We start from the raw sequence: 21,670 nt of genomic DNA, 5'->3' as shown, positions 1-21,670 counted from the left end.
GCGTATGCCTCTCCCGCCATTCCCTCACCCCGCGGCTTCGCCGCTGCCCCTCTCCCGCGAGGGGGAGAGGGAAGGTCATGCGCTATAGATGCGCGCGATCCGCTCGGGCGGCATTCCGGCCGCGTACAGGCCCAGGCAGAAGAGGTTGCGCGCCGAGCGCCGCGCCCAGCCGTCGCGGCGCCAGCGGGCGGCGCTGGTCCACGCCTCGGCGCCGAGCAGCGCGATGCGTCTGCGGCCGATCCGCCGTACGAGATCGACATCCTCCATCAGCGGCAGCGGCCGGAAGCCGCCGAGCCGGTCGTAGAGCGAGCGCGGAATGAGCAGCCCCTGGTCGCCATAAGGCAGGCCAAGCCAGCGGACGCGCATCGCCACCGCGCGCTCGACCACCCTCGCCTGCCAAGCGGGGTCGGCGATGCGCAGACGAAAGCAGGCGGCCTTGCCGGGCGCCTCAGCGCGGTGCGCCTCGACAGCGTCGCGCCAAGCCGGATCCGGCAGCGTGTCGGCGTGGAGGAAGAGCAGCCAGTCGCCGCGCGCCGCCTCGGCTCCGGCTGCGAGCTGGTGGCCGCGGCCGCGCGGCGCGACGACCAGCCGAGCCCCGGCGGCTTCCGCGACCGCCGCGCTTCGGTCTCGCGAGCCGCCGTCAACGACGATGATCTCGTCGGCATCCGCCATCCTCTCGAGGCAGGGACCGAGGTCCCGTTCCGCATCGAGGGTCGGGACGACGACCGACAGCATCTATCCGGAGCAGCTGGCGCCGCCGAGGGCACAGAAGCGGGCGCAATGGGGATGGTTGAGCGCGACCGGACCGAGCGCGCCGGCGAGACTCTCGCCCATGGCGAAGCGCGAGTCGTAGGGGAGCAAGGTGCAGGCGACGACATGGGGCCGTTCCGCCCCCTTCGGCTTCACCACCATCCGGCTCGTGGCGCACATCATCGCCGACGGCGAGACGTGGAGGATGTCCCAGCAGCCCTCGCTGATCTCGGGCACGTCCGCGTCGGGATCCATGGTCGGAAACAGGACGACATGATCGGCGGCGATGCCGAGGCCGCCGAGCAGCCGATCATAGCCCGCTTCCGCCTCGGCATCGCCGGCGAGGCGCCGCCCCGCCACCGCCACCCGGAAGCCGGCGCCGGCGAGCCAGGCGAGGCCGTCCAGCGCCTTCTCCCAGCTGCCCTCGCCGCGCTCGGAATCGTGGAGCGGCCCTTCATGATGGTCGAGGCTGACGCGCATGACGATCCGGCGGCCATGCTCGGCGCCGATCCGAGCGAGCGCCGTCTCGAACCGCCGCATCGGCCGCATCGCATTGGTGAGCACGAGCAGTTCGAAGCCGCGGCCGAGCGCCGCCTCCATCATCCCGATCATGTCGCGATTCATGAAGGGCTCGCCGCCGGTGAAGCCGATCGTGCGCGTGCCGAGCCGGGCCGCCTCGTCGAAATAGGCCTCGGCTTCGGCAAGGCTCAGATAGATCAAGGCGTCGTTGGTCGGCGAGCTTTCGATGTAGCAGCTCGCGCAGGCGAGATTGCACAGGGTGCCGGTGTTGATCCACAAAGTGTCGAGCCGGTCCATCGCGACGCGGGCGCGTTTCTCCCCTTTCGCGGTCCGCTCCGGATCGACGAACTTGCGCGAATCCATCGGCGCGGCGTCACGAACGGCGAACGGGGAAACAGGCGAGGCGGGCGAGGCCATGGTCGCTATCGATAGTCCACGAGCGGGACATGTAGATCATGAACGCTCGGAGACGCCAAGCAGATTCCCCCTCCCTGAATGCCGGGAAGGGTCAGGGGCGGGTGGGTCGTCACCAGCCGCAAAATCTCCGGAAACGTACCCACCCCCGGCCCCTCCCTACGTGCAGGGAGGGGAGAAAATTGGGTCGTCACCCCCTGCGTCCCCACACTTGCCGCAGCCGGGCCTCGCGGCCGCAGCCGCGGGCGTAGAGCGCGTAGCGGACGCTGTTTCGCCGTGCGAAGTCCTGATGATAGGCCTCGGCCGGATAGAAAGCCGACGCCGCCCTCACCTGGGTGGTGATGCGCGCCCCGAGCTGGCGCCCCGCCTCGGCGAGCGCCGCCTCCGCCGCCCGGCGCTCGGCCGAGCTGCCGGTGAAGATCGCGGTGCGATACTGGTCGCCGCGGTCGCAGAACTGGCCGGCGGGGTCGGTCGGATCGATGGTGCGAAGGAAACGCGCGACCAAGGCGGCGTAACCGATGCGGGCGGGATCGTAGACCACGCGCACGGCCTCGAGGTGGCCGGTGCCGCCGCCGACGACCTGGTCGTAGCTCGGGTTTGCGCCTCGACCGCCGCTGAAGCCGGACGTCGCCGAGACCACGCCGGGCATCTCCTCGAACGCCTTCTCGACCGACCAGAAGCAGCCGCCGGCAAAGACGGCGCTGGCCGCGCCGCGCGGGGAAGGCACGGACGGAGCCGGACCGCCATTCCCGCCGCGGGCGACCATCGCCGCGGCGGCCGCGCCGGCCACGAGGAGAAGCAGGAAGAGCCAGAGACGGCGCATCGATCCCGCTCAGACCGGCACGAAACGGAGCGAGACGCCGTTGATGCACCAGCGCTGCCCGGTCGGCGGCGGGCCGTCGTCGAAGACATGGCCGAGATGGCCGCCGCAGCGGCGGCAATGCGCCTCGGTCCGGAGGATGACCAGGCTGCGGTCCGGGCTCGTCCCGACCGTGCCGGCGATGGGGCGGGTGAAGCTCGGCCAGCCGGTGCCGCTGTCGAACTTGTCCTGCGAGCGGAAGACGGGAAGGCCGCAGCCGGCGCAGGCGAAGCTGCCGCGGCGATGCTCGCGGTCGAGGGGACTGGTGCCCGCGCGCTCGGTACCGCGTTCGCGCAGCACCCGATATTGCTCCGGCGTGAGCCGGCGACGCCATTGTTCCGGCGTCAGCGCGATCTCGAAGCGCTGGGCGGCGGCAGGCGAACCGCGGCCGCCGGCGAGGACGAGCGCGGCGGCCACCGCCGTCGCGCCGGCGCCGCCGAGCCAGGCGCGGCGTGTGAATATCGGTCGTTCCATAAGGCCTCCGTTCCTGCTTCGGTCGGCTCGGCTTTCAGGTTACAGCATAATCCTCTCCCGCCTCGTGGGGGAGAGCCAGACAGGGGATGCGCGACGTCGTCGCGTGCCGGCCGAAGACCGGCACCCCGCCCCGGCCCTCCCCGCAAGGGGGAGGGAGCGAATCCGGGGTCGCTCTGGGGCGCGGAGGCGGAACTGGGCGAGCGAGGCGACAGGCGCACGGACGATTGGGAAGGCCTGCTCGCGGCGGCGCAGCAGGGCGATCGGGCCGCATATGCCCAGTTTCTCGCTGCCATCCTGCCGTTCGCGCGGGCGATCGCGCGGCGGCGCCTCGATACGCCCGAGGCGGTCGAGGATGCGGTCCAGGACGCCCTGCTCACCCTGCACCGCGTCCGTCACACCTACCGCCCGGAGCTGCCGGTCCGTCCCTGGCTGGCCGCCATCGTCGATCGCCGCGCGGTCGACGCGCTCCGCCGCCGGACCCGCACCCGCCGGGTCGAGATCGCCGACGAGACCGCAGCTGAAACTTTCGCCGACGCCGGGGCGAAACCTGACGTGACGGTGGAGGCGCATGACATGGTCGGGCGGATGATGACCGAGCTGACACCGGGCCAGAGGGAGGCGATCGAGCTGGTCAAGCTGAAGGAGATGTCGCTGGTGGAGGCGTCGGCCGCGTCGGGCCAGTCGATCGCCCTCCTCAAGGTCAACGTCCATCGCGGGATCAAGCGGCTCCGCCGCCTTTTCGTCGAAGAAAGCGGGCAGTGAGGGGGCGCTCGACCGAAACCGTCGTGGCGCAGCTCGCACGCGAGGCGGCGCCGGTGCGGCCGCTTCCGTCGCCGGCCCGTCGAGCCTTCGGCCCGCTGGCCGGTTTCGCGCTGGTCAGCGCTCTTGCGATCACCGGGCTGGGCGGCGGGATCGATGCCGCCCGCCTTCCGGAGGCCGCGGCCGCGCTGGCGACCTTCATCCTCGCCCTCCTCGCCGCCTTCTCGCTGTCGGTTCCCGGCGCGTCGCGGCGGTGGCTGGCCGCACCACTCGCCGCGCTCCTGCTGTGGCTCGCCATTAGCGGCGCCGGCTGCCTGGCGGAGCTGACCGAGGGACCGTCGGGCTGGGCGTGGAGCGGGCATCCGCAATGCTTCTATCTCCTGCTCGCCGGCGGAACCCTGATCGGGGTGCCTCTATTCTGGCTTCTGTCCCGCGCCCGTCCGATCGATCCCATACCGGTCGCCCTGCTCGGCGCCCTGGCCGCTTCGGCCGGCGCCGCCTTTCTGCTGACCTTCTTCCACCCCTTCCCCCCCGGAATCGTCGATCTCGGCTTCCACTGGCTGGCGATGCTGGGACTGGCCGGCGCCGCTGCCTTGCTGCACCGCGTGGCGCTCCGTCCCGCATGAGGCGCTCATGACACGCTCCGCCGCCGGCCGCCTCCTGCTCGCCTTGCTGATCGGCACGGCGATCGCCGCCTTCTTCCTGCTCGGCCTGGGCGAGGAGATCGACCTCGATTCGCTCAAGGCGCGGCAGACGTCGCTGGCCGGCCTCGTCGAGGCCAATCCGCTCGCCGCCGCCGGCCTGTTCTTCCTGCTCTACGTCGCCGTGACGGCCCTGTCGCTGCCGGGCGCCGCGGTGATGACCCTGGCGGCGGGAGCCGTGTTCGGCTTCTGGGCCGGCCTGGCCCTCGCCTCCTTCGCCTCGACCACCGGCGCGACCCTCGCCTTCCTGTCCTCGCGCTATCTGCTGCGCGGCCCGGTCGAGCGCCGGTTCGGCGCGCGGCTGGAGGCGATCGAGCGCGGCATCGCTCGCGACGGCATCTTCTACCTCCTGTCGGTACGGCTCAATCCGGTTTTCCCCTTCTTCCTCGTCAATCTGGCCATGGGGCTGACCCGCATGCCCGCGCTCAAGTTCGCGCTGGTCAGCCAGATCGGCATGCTCCCGGGAACGATGGTTTATGTGATCGCGGGGACCGAGATCGCCCGGATACGCTCGCTCGGCGACATCGCCTCGCCTCAATTGCTCGGATCGCTGCTGCTGCTCAGCCTGTTCCCGCTGATCGGCAAGGCGGCGGCGGACGTGCTCCGTCGCCGCCGGGTCTATCGCGGCTGGCGCCGCCCGCGCCGCTTCGATCGCAATCTCGTCGTCATCGGCGCCGGCTCCGGGGGTCTCGTCACCGCCTATATCGCCGCCGCGGTGCGGGCCAAGGTGACGCTGATCGAGGCGCATCGGATGGGCGGGGACTGCCTCAACACCGGGTGCGTGCCGTCGAAGGCGCTCATCCGAAGCGCCCGCGCCGCGCACCAGGTCCGCGAGGCGGCGCGATACGGCATCGTCGCCGAGCCGCCCCGGATCGATTTCCCGGCGGTGATGCGCCGGATCCAGGCGGCGATCGAAACGATCGCGCCCGCCGACAGCGTCGAGCGCTATAGCAAGCTGGGCGTCGACGTCAGGATCGGCCACGCCCGGATCGTCGATCCCTGGACGGTCGAGGTCGATGGCGAGCGGCTCACCACCCGCGCGATCGTCATCGCCGCCGGCGGCGAGCCCGCCATCCCGCCGATACCGGGGCTGGAGCAAGCCGGCTACCTGACCAGCGACACGATCTGGGAGGCGATGGCGGCGCGGTCCGATGCGCCGGAGCGGCTGGTTATCCTCGGCGGCGGGCCGATCGGAGTCGAGATGGCGCAGGCCTTCGCCCGTCTCGGATCGGCGGTGACCCTGGTCCAGGCGGGACGGCGCATCCTGCCGCGGGAAGATGAGGACGTCGCCGACGTCGTCGCGACCGCCCTGCGCGCGGACGGCGTCACCCTGCTCACCGGCTGGCGGGCGGTCCGTTGCGACCCGGGCGCGCTCGTCGTCCGCGACGAGATGGGCGAGCGAAGCCTGAGGTTCGACGCTCTGCTGGTGGCGGTCGGCCGCCGTCCCCGCTTGAAGGGCTATGGCCTGGAGACGCTCGGCATCGACACCGAGGCGCCGCTCGAGCTCGATCCGTGGCTGCGGACGCCCTTCCCCAACATCTATGCGGTTGGGGATGTTGCCGGGCCCTACCAGTTCACCCACGCGGCGTCGCACCAGGCCTGGCATGCGGCGGTCAACGCCTTGTTCGGCGGGATCAGGAAGTTCCGGGTCGACTATCGGGTCCTGCCGCACGTGACCTTCACCGATCCGGAAGCGGCCCAGGTCGGTCATAGCGAACAGAGCGCGCGCGCCGCCGGACTCGCCTTCGAGACGATCCGGCATCCGCTCGACCGGCTCGACCGCGCCGTGACCGAGGATGCCCGCGTGGGCTTCGTCAAGCTCCTCGTCGGCCGGCGCGGCCGCATTCTCGGCGCCGCGATCGTCGGCGAGAATGCCGGCGAGCTCATCGCCGAGATCGCGCTGGCGATGAAGCACAATATCGGCCTCAACAAGCTGCTCGGCACGGTGCATGCCTATCCGACCATGGCGGAGGCGATAAAGGCGGCGGCCGGCGACTGGCGGCGCGCCCATCAGCCGGAGCGGCTGCTCGGCTGGGTCGAGCTCTTCCATCGCTGGCGGCGGCGGTGAGGCCGGTGAGGCCCGTCAGGCTCGTCATATTCGCCAAGGCCCCGGTGGCGGGAAAGGCCAAGACCCGGCTCATTCCGAAGCTCAGCGCGGCCGGCGCGGCAGCGCTCGCCGCGCGCATGCTGGCCGACACGCTGGCGCAGGCGCGGGGCGCCGCGGTCGACGCCGTCGAGCTGTGCATCGATCCGGCGCCCGATCATCCGGACTGGCAGGGTCACCTGCCGACCGACGTGGCGCTGTCCGGCCAAGGCGTGGGCGATCTCGGCGAGCGGCTCGCCCGCGCCGCCCGCCGTGCGACCGAGGCGGGCGAACGGGTTCTGCTGGTCGGAACCGACTGCCCCGAGCTCACCCGCGAAAGGCTGGGCGCCGCGGCAGCGTCGCTGCGCGGTCGCGATTGCGTCATCCATCCGGCCCGCGACGGCGGCTATGTCCTGCTCGGCCTGTCGCGCTTCCACCCGTCGCTCTTCGCCGGCATCGCGTGGAGCGGCCCCATGGTGGCAGAGACGACACTGGCACGCGCCGCCGCGCTCGGCTGGTCCGTGCAAGTCGGCGAGACCCTGCACGACATAGACGTGCCCGCCGACCTCCCCTAATCCCGGCGCATGCGAGAGCTGCCGCCTTACGCCCGTTTCCTCGGCATCAGCCGCCATTCGAGCGAGACCGGCGAGACCCTGTTCGTGATGCCGTTCGGCGACGTCGTGCTCGGGCGGCCCGGCTTTCTCCATGGCGGCGCCATTTCCGGCCTGCTCGAGTTCGCCGCGATGGGCGCGATCTTCGAGGCGATCGGCGCAGAGGACGGGATCGTCGTCAAGCCGATCAACGTCACCGTCAGCTTCATGCGCGGCGGCGTCGACCACGACACCTTCGCCGCGGCGACGATCACCCGGCTCGGCAAACGGGTCGCCAATGTCGAAGCCCATGCCTGGCAACAGGACCGCACCAAGCCGATCGCGTCGGCCCAGATGAACGTCCTGCTGAAGCGCTGAAGCGGTTCGGGACCTGATCAGAGTCTTTCCTGGCAGGATCCGGCTCTAACGCCGCGCGAGCAGAGCCTCCGCACCGACGACCATCGCCTCGACGCCGGCCGTCACCGACGGCTCGGGCTCGATGCGGAACAAGGGCGAGTGGTGGCCTGGAGCGTTGGCGAGCCGCTCCGGCGGCGTTCCGCCGACGCTGAAATAGACGCCTTTGACGCCGCTCTCTGGCGTCACGAAATAGGCGAAATCCTCCGCCCCCATGCCCGAGGGCGGAGTCTCGATGAGCCGGTCCGCACCCATCGCGCCGGCGATGGCGTCGCGGACGACGGCGGCGGTCTCGGGATCGTTGATCGTCGGCGGCGTCGTCTCGGTCGGCGAACGGGTGACGACCGGCAGCCGATCCTCCGGTACCCCGAGCGCGAGCGCGGTGCCGCGCGCGACCCGATCGATGCCGTCGAGCAGGCGCGTGCGGATCTCGGGCGTGTTGGCGCGCACCGTCATCTGCAGCTCGACCCGCTCCGGGATGATGTTGCTCTTCACGCCGCCATGGATCATGCCGACGCTGATGACGGCGCCTTCGAGCGGGTTGATGTCGCGGCCGACCATCGACTGGAGCGACACGACGATCTGCGAGGCGACGAGCACCGGATCGACGCCGAGATGCGGATAGGCGCCATGGGTGCCGACGCCGCGCACCTCGATCGAGACCGAGTCCGCGCTGGAGGCGACCAGGGTCGGCGGCACCTCGATCCGGCCGGCGGGGACATCCGCGGCGACATGGAAGGCGAGCGCGTAATCGGGCTTGGGAAAGCGGGTGTAGAGGCCGTCCTCGATCATCGCGCGCGCGCCGGAGATCGTCTCCTCGGCGGGCTGGGCGATGAGGACGAGCGTGCCGGACCAATTGGCACGGCGGGCGGCCAGCTGGCGCGCGGTCCCGACTAGAGCGGTGATGTGGACGTCATGGCCGCAGGCATGCATGACCGGCTGCTCGGTGCCGGTCCGGTCGGTCTGGCGGGCACGCGACGGATTGGACACGCCGGAGCGCTCCTCGAGCGGCAGCCCGTCCATGTCGGCGCGAAGCAGCACGGTCGGTCCCTCGCCGTTGCGGAGCAGGGCGACGACGCCGGTGCCGCCGACGCCGGTCGTCACCTCATAACCCAAGGCGCGCAGCTCCTGCGCCATCCGCGCCGCCGTCTGCGTCTCCAGGCCGGAGAGCTCGGGATTGCGGTGGAAATGGTCGAACAGCGCGCCGAGATTTTCGCGATAGTCGCGCGCCACCGCGTCGCGGAGCGGCGCCTGCTGAGCGAAGGCCGGCGCCGAGCACGCGGCCATCGCCGCCAAAATGATCAACCTTTTCATCAAACCCCCTTTTGGGCCGGCTAGCTGGCTGCCGGCTCCAATAGCCACCACAGGATCAGGGCGAGCGCAAGCAGCGCCGACAAAGCAAGGAGCCAGCCCTGCGCTCGTGCAGGAATGAGCTGCGCCAGAAACTCGCCGATGAGATCGAATACCATTCCGGCTGCTCTCCATCGGCTCGAAACCCGGCAAAGGCGACGCTCCGGACGATTCGATCAACCGCCGTTGCGGATCGTCTCGCGCGCGATGACGAGCTGCTGGATCTGGCTGGTGCCTTCGTAGATGCGGAACAGGCGCACGTCACGATAAAGCCGCTCGATGCCGTAATCGGCGATGTAGCCGGCGCCGCCGAAGATCTGGACGGCCCGGTCGGCGACGCGACCGACCATCTCGCTGGCGAAATATTTGGCGGCCGCCGCCTCCAGCGTGATCGGCTTGCCGCTATCCTTGAGCGCGGCCGTCTCCAGCACGAGGGCGCGGGCGGCCATCGCCTCGGTCTTGGAATCGGCGATCATCGCCTGGACGAGCTGGAAATCGGCCAGCGGCTGGCCGAACTGGCGGCGATCGGTCGCATAAGCGACGGCGTCGGCGACCAGCCGCTCGGCGATGCCGACGCAGACGGCGGAGATGTGCAGCCGGCCGCGGTCGAGCACCCGCATCGCGATGCGGAAGCCCTCCCCCTCCTCGCCCAACCGGTTCTCCGCCGGCACCGGCGCCTCGTCGAAATTGACGTCGCAGACATGGGCGCCCTGCTGGCCCATCTTCCGCTCGGGCTTGCCGACGGTGACGCCGGGGAGGTTGGCGGGGACCAGGAAGGCGGAGACGCCCCGCGCCCCCGCCTCGCCGGTCCGGGCCATGACGGTGAAGAGCGACGCCTTGTCGGCATTGGTGATGAAGCGCTTGGTGCCGCTGAGGCGGTAAATCCCTCCATCCCTGACCGCGCGGGTCTGGACTGAAGCGCTGTCGGAGCCGGCGCCCGGCTCGGTCAAAGCGAAACTGGTGACGATCTCGCCGCTGGCGATGCGGGGCAGCCATTGCCGCTTCTGCGCCTCGCTCCCGGCCATGACCAGGCCCTGGCTGCCGATACCGACATTGGTGCCGAAGACCGAGCGGAAGACGGGCGTCGTCCGGCCGAATTCTAGCGCGACCCGCACCTCCTCGGACATGGTGAGGCCGAGGCCGCCATAGTCCTCCGGGATGGAGAGGCCGAACAGGCCCATCTCCCGCATCTCGGCGACGATCGCCTCCGGCACCTCGTCCTCCTCCGCGACTTGCGCCTCGAGCGGGCGCAGCCGCTCCGAGACGAGCCGGCGGACGGTGTCGATCAGCGCGTCGAAAGTCTCGGGATCGAGGGGCATGCGCTACTCCCTCTCCCGTTCAGGGGAGAGGGTCGGGGAGAGGGGGACGCCCCGACCATTGTGTATATTGAGGGACTCCCCCTCTCCCTTCGCCGCTGCGCGGCTCTTCCCTCTCCCCTGAAGGGGAGAGGATGGGCGATCAATATCCCTTCATCCGCGCGAGGCGGTCAGCCTGGAAGCCGGGATCGCCGAACAGCTCGTTCAGCACCCGGTCGCGCTTCATGTAGAGGCCGATATCATATTCGTCGGTCATGCCGATTCCGCCATGCATCTGCACCCCCTCCTGCACGGCGAGCTGCGAGGCGCGACCGGCCTTGGCCTTGGCGACCGCGACCATCGCCTCGACGTCCGGGCTACCCTCGTCGAGCAATTGCTGCGCCTTCAGGGTAGCGGCGCGGGCGATCTCGATCTCGGAATAGAGATGGGCGGCACGGTGCTGCAGCGCCTGGAACTCGCCGATCAGCCGGCCGAACTGCTTGCGCTGCTTCAGATAGCCCACGGTCATGTCCATCGCCGCCGAGCCGACGCCAACCAGCTCGGCCGCCGCGCCAGTCCGGCCGGCGTCGAGAAGACGGGAGAGCGCGCCGTCGCCGGCGCCGACCTCGCCTACCACCGCGTCGGCATCGACCTCGACGCCGTCGAAGGTGAGACGCGCGCCGATGCTGCTGTCGGCGAGGCGCACGCCCTCCACGTCGAGCCCGGCTGCCCCCTTCTCGACGGCGAACAGGGTCAGCCCTTCGTCGGCCTGCGCCGCGACCAGGATGACATCGGCCGAGGCGCCCTGGACGACGAACTGCTTCCTGCCGGAGAGGCGGAAGCCGTTGCCGGAACGCTCCGCCCGCAACGCGATCGCCTCGGGCCGATGCTTGGCGCCCTCGTCGACCGCCACCGCCGCGACGGCGTCACCCGAGAGAATTCCGGGATACCAGCGATCGGCATGGGGCGTGCCGCGCACCGCCTCGACGAAGGCGATTGCGGTGATCAGGAACGGCGAAGGGGTGAGATTGCGGCCGATCTCCTCGAGCACGATCCCCGCCTCGACATGGCCGAGACCGAGGCCGCCCTGCGCCTCGTCGATAAGGATGCCAGTGAAGCCCATTTCGGCGAACTGCTTCCACAAAGCGTGGCCGAAGCCGTCCTTGCAGGCCTTGTCGCGCCAGTGGCGGAGCTCCTTGGCGATCGCCCCCTCCCCGGCCATGAAGCCGCGGGCCGTGTCCTGGAGCATCGCCTGGTCGTCGGTTAGATAGAGGGGCATGTCTTCTCCTTAGGCGCCCGGCAGATCGAGGATCCGCTTGGCGATGATGCCGAGCTGGATCTCGCTGGTGCCGCCCTCGATCGAGTTGGCCTTGGTGCGAAGCCATTCGCGCGCCGACTTGCCCTTGCGCGAGCGCTCGCTCTCCCATTCGAGCGCGTCCGAGCCGCCGGCGGCCATGACCAGCTCGTGCCGGCGCTTGTTCAGCTCGGTGCCGGCATATTTCATCATCGAAGGCTGGGCCGGATGCGCGCGCCCGGCCTTGAGCTCATCGATGAACCGCTCGGACATCGCCCGGAACGCCATCGCGTCGACATCGAAGCGGGCGACATCGGCGCGAAGGGCCGGGTCGGCCGTCACGGCCTCGCGCAGCGCCTCGCCGAGCGCGCCGGACTGGCCGCCCAGGCCCATGCCGCTGATCATCTCGCGCTCGTGGCCGAGCAGATATTTGGCGACGTCCCAGCCCTTGTCGACCTCGCCGACGAGCTGGTCCTTCGGCACCTTCACGTCGTCGAAGAAGGTCTCGCAGAATGGCGAATAGCCGGAGATGAGCAGGATCGGCTTGGTGGACACGCCGGGGCTCGCCATGTCGAACAGGAGAAAGCTGATCCCCCGATGCTTGGGCGCGGCGGGATCGGTGCGCACGAGGCAGAAGATCCAGTCCGCCTTGTCGGCATAGCTGGTCCACACCTTCTGGCCGTTGACCAGCCAGTGATCGCCCTTGTCCTCGCACTTCGTCTGGAGCGACGCGAGATCGGAGCCGGCATTGGGCTCGGAATAGCCCTGGCACCAGCGTATCTCGCCGCGGGCGATCTCGGGCAGGAAGCGCTTCTTCTGCGCCTCATTGCCATATTTGAGCAAAGCCGGGCCGAGCATCGAGATGCCGAAACTGTAGAGCGGGTTGCGGGCGCCGATCCGTGCCAGCTCCTGCTTGAGGATCTTGGTCTCCTCGGGCGAGAGCCCGCCGCCGCCATCTTCGGACGGCCAGTCGGGCACGGTCCAGCCCCGCCCGGCCATCCGATCGAGCCATTGACGCTGCGCCTCGTTCTTGAAGACGGCGTTGCGGCCGCCCCAGCAATAGTCGGTCTCGTCGCGCACCGGCTGACGCATTTCGGGTGGGCAATTGGCCTCGAGCCACGCGCGCGTCTCCTGGCGAAAGCTCTCGCTCATGCAGGCTCCTCTCCGTTTACGTAAACGTCAAGTGCCGCGCCGGGAAGCGCAAGTCAACGGGTCGGAGACTCGCCCGGGACGCTAGATCGGGATGCGGGCGACCAGATCGGGCGCCGCTTCCTGCGCCGCCGCGAGCCGGCCGGCATAATGGTCGGCAAGGCGGCGAAGCGCCGCGCCGCCGTCGCCGCGGAAGGAGGGACCGTGCATCAGCGCCAGGAGGCGCGGCTCGAGATCGGCGAGCTGGCGGATGGTCGGCGCCGTGGCGGGGCCCAGGCTGGTAGCATGGAACAAGTCCTCCGCCTCCGCGGCCGCGGCGACGAGATCGCCCTCCGTCGTCGGATCGGTCCCGAGCTGGGTGAACAGATCGCCGCAGAACAGGATCGCGGCCGTCTCCTCGAAGACGACGCCCGATTCCCAGCCGTGCGGAACGTGGGGCGTGGCGATGAAGCGGATGCGCCGGCGCCCGCTGGTGATGGCCTCGCCATCCGCCACCGCCCGCGGCGGCCGGTCGGCCAGGTCGTTCAGCGAGATGGCGCAGGCGGTCTCGCCATGAACGACCTGCGCCTGGGGCGCAGCCGCGAGCCAGAGGTTCATCGCCCCGCATTCGTCCGCCTCGACATGGCCGAACCCGATCCAGCGGAGCCGCTCGATCGGCATGATCGACCGGACCGCCGCCGAGAAATCCGGGAACATCGCCCGCTGGCCGGCGTGGAAGAGCAGAGGCTCATCGTCGTCGACGAGGAAGCTGTTGAAGGTGAAACCGAGCGGCGGCCCGATGTCGGGTACATGGACGGAAAGCCGGAAGACGCGGTCTTCTATCTCGTCGATGCGTGCAGTCATGAACAAGCCCTCCACTTCGTGGGGAACGCCGCTTCACGAAGCGAATGGTCCTCCTCTCCGCGCCGCTCGTCAAGCGCGACGCGGCCGCCGCCGCACGGCCCCGGGTCGGCGCCGAACGTCCCGCCCGGACTGGACCCAAATGCCGCTCTGCTCTAGCCCACGACTCGGAGTTTACGCGAACGTAAAGCAGACGGGGTCGAGCGCATGGATTTTTCCCTTACGGAACGCGAAGCTTACTACCGCGACCGCGTCCGCGACTTCATCGAGACTCGGATTCGCCCCCGCAATGCCGACTACAAAGCGCAGCTCGCCGCCGGCGATCGCTGGCAGCCGATCGAGGTGATCGAGGAGCTCAAGCCGCAGGCGAAGGCGGAGGGGCTGTGGAATTTGTTCATGCCGCCGGGCTGGGCGCTGGCCCATGTCGACGACAGCTTCCAGTTCGAAGGCACGCAGCTCACCAATCTCGAATATGCGCTGTGCGCCGAGGAGATGGGCCGGATCGGCTGGGCCTCGGAAGTGTTCAACTGCTCCGCGCCCGACACCGGCAACATGGAGGTCTTCCACCGCTACGGCACCCGCGAGCAGAAGGAGGAATGGCTCCGTCCGCTGATGAACGGAGAGATACGCTCCGCCTTCCTGATGACGGAGCCGGCGGTCGCCTCCTCCGACGCGACCAACATCCAGTGCGAGATACGCAGGGAGCCCGGATCGAGGTCCGGGGCAGGCGACGACTCCTATGTGATCAACGGCCGCAAATGGTGGTCGTCGGGTGCCGGCGATCCGCGCTGCAAGGTCGCGATCGTCATGGGCAAGACCAACCCCGACAATCCCAAGCACCAGCAGCAGTCGATGGTGCTGGTGCCGCTGGACGCCCCGGGCGTGCGCGTCGAGCGGGCGCTGACCGTGTTCGGCTATGACGACGCGCCGCACGGCCACATGGAGGTGGTGCTCGACAATGTCCGCATTCCCGCCGACAACATGCTGCTCGGCGAGGGCCGCGGCTTCGAGATCGCGCAGGGCCGGCTCGGCCCGGGCCGGATCCACCATTGCATGCGCATCATCGGCGCAGCCGAGGAGGCGCTGAAGGCGATGGTGATCCGGCTGCAGAGCCGCATCGCCTTCGGCAAGCCGCTCTCCGCCCACAGCGTCTGGGAGCAGAGGATCGCCGCGGCCCGGATCGACATCGAATGCTCACGCCTCCTGTGCCTCAAGGCGGCCGACATGATGGACAAGGCCGGCAACAAGGCGGCGCAGGCCGAGATCGCGATGATCAAGGTCCATGCGCCCAACATGGCGCTGCGCGTCATCGACGACGCCATCCAGGCCCATGGCGGCGCCGGCGTGAGCCAGGATTTCGAGCTCGCCAAGGCCTATGCCGGAATCCGGACGCTGCGTCTCGCCGACGGACCCGACGAGGTCCATGCGCGGGCGATCGCCAGGATGGAATATGCGAAGCACCCGCTCGGGTGACGACGAAACGGGACCGATGAGGGGAGGAAGATCCAAGTGAAAGCCGCCGTCCTGCACCAGGCGCTGACGGACCTCGTCATCGAGGACATCGCGGTGTCGAAGCCCGGGCCCCGCGAGGTGCTGATCGCCACGCGCGCCTGCGGCGTCTGCCATTCCGACCTCCACTTCATCGACGGCCTCTATCCCGCGCCGCTGCCGCTGGTGCCCGGCCACGAGGCGGCGGGCGTGGTCGAGGCGGTCGGCGACGACGTCACGGCGCTCAAGCCCGGCGACCATGTCGTCACCTGCTTCTCGACCTTCTGCGGGCGCTGCGAATATTGCGCGACGGGCCGCCTTTCCCTCTGCGTCGACGCCTCGACCAAGCGCAAGCCGAACGAGCAGCCGCGGATCGCGCTGGGCGACCGGCCGGTGCACCAGCTCCTCAACGTCGCAGGCTATGCCGAGCAGCTGCTGGTCCACGAGAATGGCGCGGTCGCCATCGACCCGGACATGCCGTTCGATCGCGCCGCCCTGATGGGCTGCGCCGTCGTCACCGGCGCCGGCTCGGTCCTCAACACCGCCGGAGTCAAGGCGGGCGAGCATGTCGCCGTCATCGGCTGCGGCGGCATCGGCCTCGCCGCGGTCAACGCCGCCCGCATTGCCGGGGCCGCGCGGATCATCGCCGTCGACCCGGTGCCGGCCAAGCGCGCCTTGGCCGAGACGATGGGCGCCACCGACAGCTTCGACCCCTCGGCGGACCGGCTGCGCGAGCAGGTGGTCGAGCTGACCAAAGGCGGCGTCCACCACGCGATCGAAGCGGTCGGACGGATCGCCGCCGGCGAGCTGGCGCTGTCGCTGCTGCGACGCGGCGGCACGGCGACGATCGTCGGCATGATGCCGATGCACGAGAAACTGCCGATGCGGGCGCTCGACCTGCTCGCCGAGAAGAAGCTGCAGGGCTGCCTGATGGGATCGAACCGCTTCCCGGTCGACATACCGCGGCTGGTCGATTTCTACCTGGCCGGGCGGCTCGACCTCGACAGCCTGATCGCCGAACGGATCCCGCTCAGCGAGATCAACGGAGCGGTGGGGAAGCTGCGGACCGGGGAGGCGGCGCGGTCGGTGGTCATCTTCGAATGACGAGAGGAGAAGGAATGGGCCTGTTCGACCTGACCGGGAAGGTCGCCATCGTCACCGGATCGTCGCGCGGCATAGGTCGTGCGATCGCCGACGCGATGGCGGACCAGGGGGCCCGGGTGGTGATCTCGAGCCGCAAGGCCGAGGCGTGCCGGGAAGCGGCGGACGCCATCAACGCCCGTCACGGCGACGAGCGCGCGATCGTCGTTCCGGCGAACATCTCGTCCAAGGAAGAGCTGCAGCACCTCGCGGACGAGACCCGCGCCGCATGGGGCCGGATCGACATCCTCGTCTGCAATGCCGCCTCCAATCCCTATTACGGGCCGATGGGCGGGATCAGCGACGAGCAGTTCCGCAAGATCCTCGACAACAACATCCTGTCCAACCATTGGCTGATCCAGATGGTGGCGCCTGAAATGATCGAACGCCGGGACGGCTCGATCATCATCGTCAGCTCGATCGGCGGCCTCAAGGCGTCACCGGTGATCGGCGCCTACAACATCTCCAAGGCCGCCGACTTCCAGCTCGCCCGCAACCTCGCCGCCGAATTCGGGCCGCACCAGGTGCGCGTGAACTGCATCGCGCCGGGCCTGATCCGCACCGATTTCGCCCGCGCCTTGTGGGAGAATCCGAAGACCCTGGAGACCGTCACCAGCCTCACGCCGATGCGGCGGATCGGCGAGCCGGACGAGATTGCCGGCGCCGCCGTCTTCCTCGCCTCCCCCGCCTCCACCTACGTGACCGGGCAGGCGATCGTCGTCGACGGCGGCAGCACGATCGGGGTGGGGCTGTGAGGGCTCTTACGGGAGGGTACCCATGAGACTTGCCGGCAAGGTCGCCATCGTCACCGGTGCCGCATCGGGCATCGGCAGGGCGACCGCCGCCCTGTTCCGGGCCGAAGGCGCCGCCGTCCTCGCCGCCGACGTCGCCGAGGACGACGGCGTGATCGCGGCGGATGCCGGAAACGAGGCGGACGTGCGGGGGCTCATCGACCGCGCCGTCGCCGATCACGGCGGTCTCGACATCTTCTTCGCCAATGCCGGCATCTCCGGCGGCACCGCCTCGATCTTCGAACAGAGCGTCGAGGACTGGCAGGAGATTTTGCGCGTCAACCTGGTCGGGCCGTTCCTCGCCATCAAGCATGCGGCACCGGCGCTGAAGGCGCGCGGCGGCGGATCGATCATCTGCACGGCCTCGGTCGCTGGCATTCGCGCCGGAGCGGGCGGAGCGGCCTATTCCGCGTCCAAGGCGGGCGTCATCCGTCTCGTCGAGGTGGCAGCGACCCAATTGTGCGGCGCCGATATCCGGGTCAACGCGATCTGCCCCGGGCTGATCGAGACCGGCATGACCCGACCGATCTACGATCAGGCGCGCGCGGCGGGCAAGGAGGCGATGATCGGTCATCTCAACCCGCTCAAGCGCGGCGGCCAGCCCGACGAGATCGCCCGCGCGGCGCTGTTCCTCGCCTCGGACGAGGCGAGCTACGTCAATGGCCACGCCCTCGCCGTCGACGGCGGGCTGTCGGCCTCGCACCCTTTTTATCGCCAGGAATATGGCCGCACGGCCTTTTGACCACCGGAGAGAAGAATGAGCCCCATTTCCACCAAGCTGCACGGCGACGTGCTGATCGTCACCTCGAACAATCCGCCGGTCAACGCGCTCGGCCATGCCGTTCGTGAAGGACTGGTGAAGGCGATCGAGCAGGCGGATTCCGACGACAAGGTGAGGGCGGTGGTGATCATCTGCCAGGGGCAGACCTTCTTCGCCGGCGCGGACATCAGCGAGTTCGGCACACCGAAATCCTTCCAGGCGCCGATGCTGCCCAACGTCGTCGACATCATCGAGAATTGCACCAAGCCGGTGGTGGCGGCGATCCACGGCACCGCCTTCGGCGGCGGCCTGGAGGTGGCGCTGGCGAGCCACTACCGCGTCGCGGTGCCGAGCGCGAAACTGGGCGTGCCCGAGGTGAAGCTCGGCCTGCTGCCCGGCGCCGGCGGCACGCAGCGGCTGCCGCGGGTCGCGGGCGTCGCAAAAGCGCTTGAAATGGCGGCGACGGGAAATCCGATCGGCGCCAAGGAGGCGCGGGACATCGGCCTCGTCGACAGGCTGATCGAAGGCGATCTCGAGCAGCATGCCGTCGCCTTCGCCGAGGAGGTGCGGGACGTCCGGCCGATCCCGAAGTCGAGCGAGCGCGACGACAAAATCGGCGAGGCGCGCGCCAATCCGGCGATCTTCGACGAATTCCGGAAGGCGAATGCCCGCAAGTTCCGCGGCTTCGACGCGCCCGAATATAATGTGCGCGCGATCGAGGCGGCGGTCGCGAAACCCTATGCCGAGGGCGTCCAGGACGAACGCCGGCTGTTCATGGAGCTGATGAGCGGCACCCAGGCGCGGGCGCAGCAATATTTCTTCTTCGCCGAGCGCAAGGCCGCCAAGATCGAGGGGCTGCCGGAGGACACGCGGCCGCGCGACATCCGCAAGGTCGGGATCATCGGCGCCGGGACGATGGGCGGCGGCATCTCGATGAATTTCCTGTCGGCCGGGGTGCCGGTGACGATCGTCGAGACGGCGCAGGAGGCGCTCGACCGCGGCACCGGGATCATGCGCAAGAATTACGAGGCGACCGCCGCCAAGGGACGCATGACCGCCGACCAGGTTGAAGCGGCGATGGGCCTGCTGACCCGGACCCTCGACCTCGAGGCGCTGGCCGATTGCGACCTCATCATCGAGGCGGTGTTCGAGAATATGGACGTCAAGAAGGAGGTGTTCGGCAAGCTCGACCGGATCGCCAAGCCGGGCGCCATCCTCGCCTCGAACACCTCCTATCTCAACATCGACGAGATCGCCGCCTCGACCTCGCGGCCGCAGGACGTGGTCGGCCTGCATTTCTTCTCGCCGGCCAATGTCATGAAGCTGCTCGAGGTGGTGCGCGGCGCGAAGACGGCGCCGGACGCGCTCGTCACCGCGATGCAGCTCGCCAAACGGATCCGGAAGGTGGCGGTGGTCGCCGGCGTCTGCCACGGCTTCATCGGCAACCGGATGCTGATGCCGCGCCAGATCGAGGCGAACCGGCTGCTGCTCGAAGGCGCGACTCCGGAGCAGATCGACCGTGTCCATGTCGAGTTCGGCATGCCGATGGGCCCGTTCCAGATGGCCGACCTCGCCGGAGTCGATATCGGCTGGCACCGCGATCCCGAGCGGATCGAGAATATCCGCGACAAGCTCTGCGCGCTCGGCCGCTGGGGGCAGAAGAAGGGCGCCGGCTTCTACGATTATGACGAGAAGCGCCGCCCCTCCCCCTCGCCGGTGGTGACCGAGGTGATCGAGGAATTCCGCGCCAGGGAAGGCGTGGAGAAGCGCGAGATCAGCGACCAGGAGATCGTCGAGCGCACGCTCTACACGATGGTCAACGAAGGGGCGAAGATCCTCGAGGAAGGGATGGCCCAGCGCGCCTCCGACATCGACGTCGTCTGGGTCTATGGCTATGGCTGGCCGGTCTATCGCGGCGGCCCGATGTTCTGGGCCGATACCGAAGGCCTCGCCAAGATCCTCGAGGGCCTGAAACGGCAGCAGGACCGGCTCGGCAGCGATTTCAGCCTGTCGGAGTTTCTCGTCCGCAAGGCCGAGGCGGGAGAGAAGTTCACCCGCTGATCGCCCTGCGGCGCGCGCTTACCGTCTGATCACCTTTGACTGCTAGTGCCTTCCGGGGGAGGAGGTGCCGGCATGAGGGCGGCTGTGCGACGAGAGGACCAGGCCGGCGGCGATCCGAGGATCGCCGTGACCGAAGGCCATGGCCGCGTCATCGACGAGACGGCGCGCATGGCCGGCGGAACGCACCATTTCCTGCGCCGGAGCTGGTACCAGGCCGGCGGGGGCGTGCGGGCCAGAACCATCGTCGGGCACCGGCCCGACGGCTCCCCTTTCGCCGCCTTGCCGCTGGTCGCCATGGGCCCGCCGATGCTCGGCATGAACATGGTTCCCGGCAGCTATTGGCCGTTCCGTTCCCCGGTAATCGCCGCCCATGCCGAGGAGGGAGAGCTGCGGACCCTGATCGGCGATCCGCAGAGCCGCTCCGCGCTCGGGCAGGCCTGGCGGATCGGACCCGTCTATGCCGAGGACGAGGGGGTGCGCCGGCTCGCCGCCGCCGCCTGCGCCGAAGGCTGGACCCGGCTGGCGCGACCGCTCGGAACCACCTTCGTCATGGACATACCGAAGCTGCGCGCGTCCGGCGGATGGCCGACCCGTTCGGCAGCGCGCAAGATGGCGCGGCTGGAGCGGCAGCTGATGGAGCAGGGGCGTCTTCGCCTTCGCTTCGTCCGCGGAGAGGATTGGGACGATCGCGCGCTCGACGCGCTGGCGGCGATCGAGGCCGCAAGCTGGATCGGACAAAGGACCGACGGCAGCGGCGCCAAGTTCCTGAGCCGCGCGCAGAGGGGTTATTGGGAAGCCGTCCTCGCCGATCCGGAATTGGCCGAGATGCTGTCCGCCGCCATTCTTCATGTCGGGGACGAGCCCGTGGCCTTCTCGTTCGACCTCAATGTCGGACCCCTGCAATATGGCATCGCCGGCAGCTACGATTCCCGCTTCGCACGGTGGAGTCCCGGCCGGCTCGTCACCTGGCGGCACATCGAGGAGAGCGAGGCGCGTGGGATCGAACGGATCGACTGGGGATCCGGCGACAGCGGCTACAAGCGCGAGTTCGGCGCGGTCCCGGGCTCCGAGATCGTCGATCTCCTCTTCGTCCGCAGCCGGCCGCTGGCGGCGGTGCTGCGCGGGCGCTGGTGCGGCGGCGGAGGCGAGATCGACCCGGATGCGCGGCGGCTTCTCTCCCGCCGCGAGCAACTCCTCATCGCCGGCCTGGCTACGGCGGCGGCCGCTGCCTCGCTGGCCGAATAGAGACTCGACCCACCGCGATCTGCGAGACGCCGGGCGATACCGCCGGACTGGAAATCGCTCTAGCCGCGCATCGCCGCCGAAACGGCGTCGAACACGCCTGCAAGCGTGAAGCCGAGGCTGTCGAGCGCAGCCAGCATGGCAAGGGCAAGCAAGGCGAGGATCAGCCCATATTCGATCGCGGTGGCGCCGCATTCGGCCCGCACCAGGTCAATGAGCTTCGCCATGCCGAACTCCCCCTCGAGGACCCAACTTGGTGGCGGCTGCCTTACCGGGCACTTAACGGCCGGGACGGGCCACCCGGATCAGCGGGCGACCGCCTCGGCATAAGCGGCCGCGTCGAAGCCGACGAGCCGGCGGTCGCCGAGATCGAGCACCGGCCGGCGGATCATCGAGGGCTGGTCGAGCATGAGCGCGACGGCCTTGTCCTCGTCGAGATCCGTCCGACGCTCCTCGGGCAGCTTGCGGAAGGTCGTGCCCGACCGGTTGAGCACCCTCTCCCACCCGAATTCCGTGGCCCAGGCGCGCAGCCGGCCCTCGTCGATGCCGGCGCTCTTATAGTCATGGAAATCATAAGCGACGCCATGGCCGTCGAGCCAGGCGCGGGCCTTCTTCACCGTGTCGCAGTTGCGGATGCCATAGAGAGTCGCGCGCGTCATGCCGGCACCCTAGCGGCCCGGCCGCGCCCGTCGAGCCG

23 protein-coding genes are annotated in these 21,670 nt (G+C 69.5%); 11 read left to right on the top strand and 12 right to left on the bottom strand.

Going from position 1 to position 21,670, the window contains the following annotated elements:
• Positions 1-75 precede the first annotated feature (75 nt).
• From DDE10_RS19170 to msrB, 4 genes are all read right to left on the bottom strand, one after another.
• Positions 76-735, bottom strand: coding sequence for a TIGR04283 family arsenosugar biosynthesis glycosyltransferase (locus tag DDE10_RS19170; protein ID WP_114954404.1), 660 nt, complete (start codon positions 733-735; stop codon positions 76-78).
• Positions 736-1,632, bottom strand: a complete 897-nt coding sequence (locus DDE10_RS19165) for a radical SAM protein (protein WP_284734776.1) — start codon at positions 1,630-1,632, stop codon at positions 736-738.
• Between the two features lie 241 nt (positions 1,633-1,873).
• A complete protein-coding gene (gene msrA, locus DDE10_RS19160) occupies positions 1,874-2,506 on the bottom strand; it encodes a peptide-methionine (S)-S-oxide reductase MsrA (protein ID WP_114954402.1) in 633 nt (210 codons plus the stop codon).
• A gap of 9 nt (positions 2,507-2,515) precedes the next feature.
• Positions 2,516-2,959 carry a peptide-methionine (R)-S-oxide reductase MsrB gene (msrB, locus tag DDE10_RS19155; protein ID WP_284734775.1) on the bottom strand — a complete coding sequence of 148 codons (444 nt, stop codon included), beginning with the start codon at positions 2,957-2,959 and terminating at the stop codon, positions 2,516-2,518.
• Between msrB and DDE10_RS23935 the strand changes: the two genes are divergently transcribed.
• Genes DDE10_RS23935 through DDE10_RS19130 form a run of 5 tightly spaced genes read left to right on the top strand, consistent with a single transcriptional unit; the run spans position 2,876 to position 7,527 of the window.
• Positions 2,876-3,778: a sigma-70 family RNA polymerase sigma factor gene (locus tag DDE10_RS23935; RefSeq protein WP_284734774.1), complete on the top strand. Its 903-nt coding sequence runs from the start codon at positions 2,876-2,878 to the stop codon at positions 3,776-3,778. The two genes, msrB and DDE10_RS23935, sit on opposite strands and share 84 nt — an antisense overlap.
• Positions 3,775-4,401, top strand: coding sequence for an NrsF family protein (locus DDE10_RS19145; protein ID WP_114954400.1), 627 nt, complete (start codon positions 3,775-3,777; stop codon positions 4,399-4,401). Before DDE10_RS23935 ends, DDE10_RS19145 begins: the two co-directional genes overlap by 4 nt.
• 7 nt (positions 4,402-4,408) lie before the next feature.
• Positions 4,409-6,544: a dihydrolipoyl dehydrogenase family protein gene (locus DDE10_RS19140; RefSeq protein WP_114954399.1), complete on the top strand. Its 2,136-nt coding sequence runs from the start codon at positions 4,409-4,411 to the stop codon at positions 6,542-6,544.
• 5 nt (positions 6,545-6,549) lie between these two features.
• On the top strand, positions 6,550-7,134 hold the full coding sequence (locus tag DDE10_RS19135) for a TIGR04282 family arsenosugar biosynthesis glycosyltransferase (protein ID WP_114954398.1): 585 nt from the start codon (positions 6,550-6,552) through the stop codon (positions 7,132-7,134).
• 9 nt (positions 7,135-7,143) lie between these two features.
• A complete protein-coding gene (locus DDE10_RS19130; protein ID WP_114954397.1) occupies positions 7,144-7,527 on the top strand; it encodes a PaaI family thioesterase in 384 nt (127 codons plus the stop codon).
• 45 nt (positions 7,528-7,572) lie between these two features.
• Here DDE10_RS19130 and DDE10_RS19125 read toward each other — a convergent pair whose 3' ends face one another.
• The 6 genes from DDE10_RS19125 to DDE10_RS19105 form a co-directional block, all read right to left on the bottom strand.
• Positions 7,573-8,877 carry an amidohydrolase gene (locus tag DDE10_RS19125; RefSeq protein ID WP_114954396.1) on the bottom strand — a complete coding sequence of 435 codons (1,305 nt, stop codon included), beginning with the start codon at positions 8,875-8,877 and terminating at the stop codon, positions 7,573-7,575.
• A 20-nt stretch (positions 8,878-8,897) separates the two neighbouring features.
• Positions 8,898-9,032, bottom strand: coding sequence for a hypothetical protein (locus DDE10_RS23930; protein WP_284734773.1), 135 nt, complete (start codon positions 9,030-9,032; stop codon positions 8,898-8,900).
• Positions 9,033-9,089: 57 nt separating this feature from the next.
• Positions 9,090-10,232, bottom strand: a complete 1,143-nt coding sequence (locus tag DDE10_RS19120; protein WP_114954395.1) for an acyl-CoA dehydrogenase family protein — start codon at positions 10,230-10,232, stop codon at positions 9,090-9,092.
• Between the two features lie 139 nt (positions 10,233-10,371).
• On the bottom strand, positions 10,372-11,487 hold the full coding sequence (locus DDE10_RS19115) for an acyl-CoA dehydrogenase family protein (protein WP_114954394.1): 1,116 nt from the start codon (positions 11,485-11,487) through the stop codon (positions 10,372-10,374).
• Positions 11,488-11,496: 9 nt separating this feature from the next.
• Positions 11,497-12,654 carry an acyl-CoA dehydrogenase family protein gene (locus tag DDE10_RS19110; protein WP_114954393.1) on the bottom strand — a complete coding sequence of 386 codons (1,158 nt, stop codon included), beginning with the start codon at positions 12,652-12,654 and terminating at the stop codon, positions 11,497-11,499.
• Positions 12,655-12,735: 81 nt separating this feature from the next.
• Positions 12,736-13,494 carry an oxygen-binding di-iron domain-containing protein gene (locus DDE10_RS19105; protein WP_114954419.1) on the bottom strand — a complete coding sequence of 253 codons (759 nt, stop codon included), beginning with the start codon at positions 13,492-13,494 and terminating at the stop codon, positions 12,736-12,738.
• A gap of 204 nt (positions 13,495-13,698) precedes the next feature.
• On the opposite strand from DDE10_RS19105, the gene DDE10_RS19100 reads away from it, so the two are divergent.
• The 6 genes from DDE10_RS19100 to DDE10_RS19075 all read left to right on the top strand — a co-directional run bounded on the left by DDE10_RS19100 (position 13,699) and on the right by DDE10_RS19075 (position 20,976).
• On the top strand, positions 13,699-14,964 hold the full coding sequence (locus DDE10_RS19100) for an acyl-CoA dehydrogenase family protein (protein ID WP_114954392.1): 1,266 nt from the start codon (positions 13,699-13,701) through the stop codon (positions 14,962-14,964).
• Between the two features lie 36 nt (positions 14,965-15,000).
• Complete coding sequence (locus DDE10_RS19095) at positions 15,001-16,083, top strand: Zn-dependent alcohol dehydrogenase (RefSeq protein ID WP_114954391.1); 1,083 nt, start codon at positions 15,001-15,003, stop codon at positions 16,081-16,083.
• Between the two features lie 14 nt (positions 16,084-16,097).
• Positions 16,098-16,874, top strand: coding sequence for an SDR family NAD(P)-dependent oxidoreductase (locus DDE10_RS19090; RefSeq protein ID WP_114954390.1), 777 nt, complete (start codon positions 16,098-16,100; stop codon positions 16,872-16,874).
• A gap of 22 nt (positions 16,875-16,896) precedes the next feature.
• A complete protein-coding gene (locus DDE10_RS19085) occupies positions 16,897-17,652 on the top strand; it encodes an SDR family NAD(P)-dependent oxidoreductase (protein WP_114954389.1) in 756 nt (251 codons plus the stop codon).
• Between the two features lie 15 nt (positions 17,653-17,667).
• Positions 17,668-19,731 carry a 3-hydroxyacyl-CoA dehydrogenase NAD-binding domain-containing protein gene (locus DDE10_RS19080; protein ID WP_114954388.1) on the top strand — a complete coding sequence of 688 codons (2,064 nt, stop codon included), beginning with the start codon at positions 17,668-17,670 and terminating at the stop codon, positions 19,729-19,731.
• Positions 19,732-19,803: 72 nt separating this feature from the next.
• Positions 19,804-20,976, top strand: coding sequence for a GNAT family N-acetyltransferase (locus DDE10_RS19075; RefSeq protein WP_114954387.1), 1,173 nt, complete (start codon positions 19,804-19,806; stop codon positions 20,974-20,976).
• A 59-nt stretch (positions 20,977-21,035) separates the two neighbouring features.
• Here DDE10_RS19075 and DDE10_RS19070 read toward each other — a convergent pair whose 3' ends face one another.
• Together DDE10_RS19070 and DDE10_RS19065 are read right to left on the bottom strand one after the other, a co-directional pair.
• Positions 21,036-21,200: a Flp family type IVb pilin gene (locus tag DDE10_RS19070; RefSeq protein WP_114954386.1), complete on the bottom strand. Its 165-nt coding sequence runs from the start codon at positions 21,198-21,200 to the stop codon at positions 21,036-21,038.
• 78 nt (positions 21,201-21,278) lie between these two features.
• Positions 21,279-21,632 carry an ArsC family reductase gene (locus tag DDE10_RS19065; RefSeq protein WP_114954385.1) on the bottom strand — a complete coding sequence of 118 codons (354 nt, stop codon included), beginning with the start codon at positions 21,630-21,632 and terminating at the stop codon, positions 21,279-21,281.
• Positions 21,633-21,670 lie beyond the last annotated feature (38 nt).

Origin of the sequence: Sphingosinicella terrae (genome assembly GCF_003347635.1) — a bacterium.
GTDB classification, from domain to species: Bacteria; Pseudomonadota; Alphaproteobacteria; order Sphingomonadales; family Sphingomonadaceae; genus Allosphingosinicella; species Allosphingosinicella terrae.
This window is presented reverse-complemented; position numbering and strand designations above follow the sequence as displayed.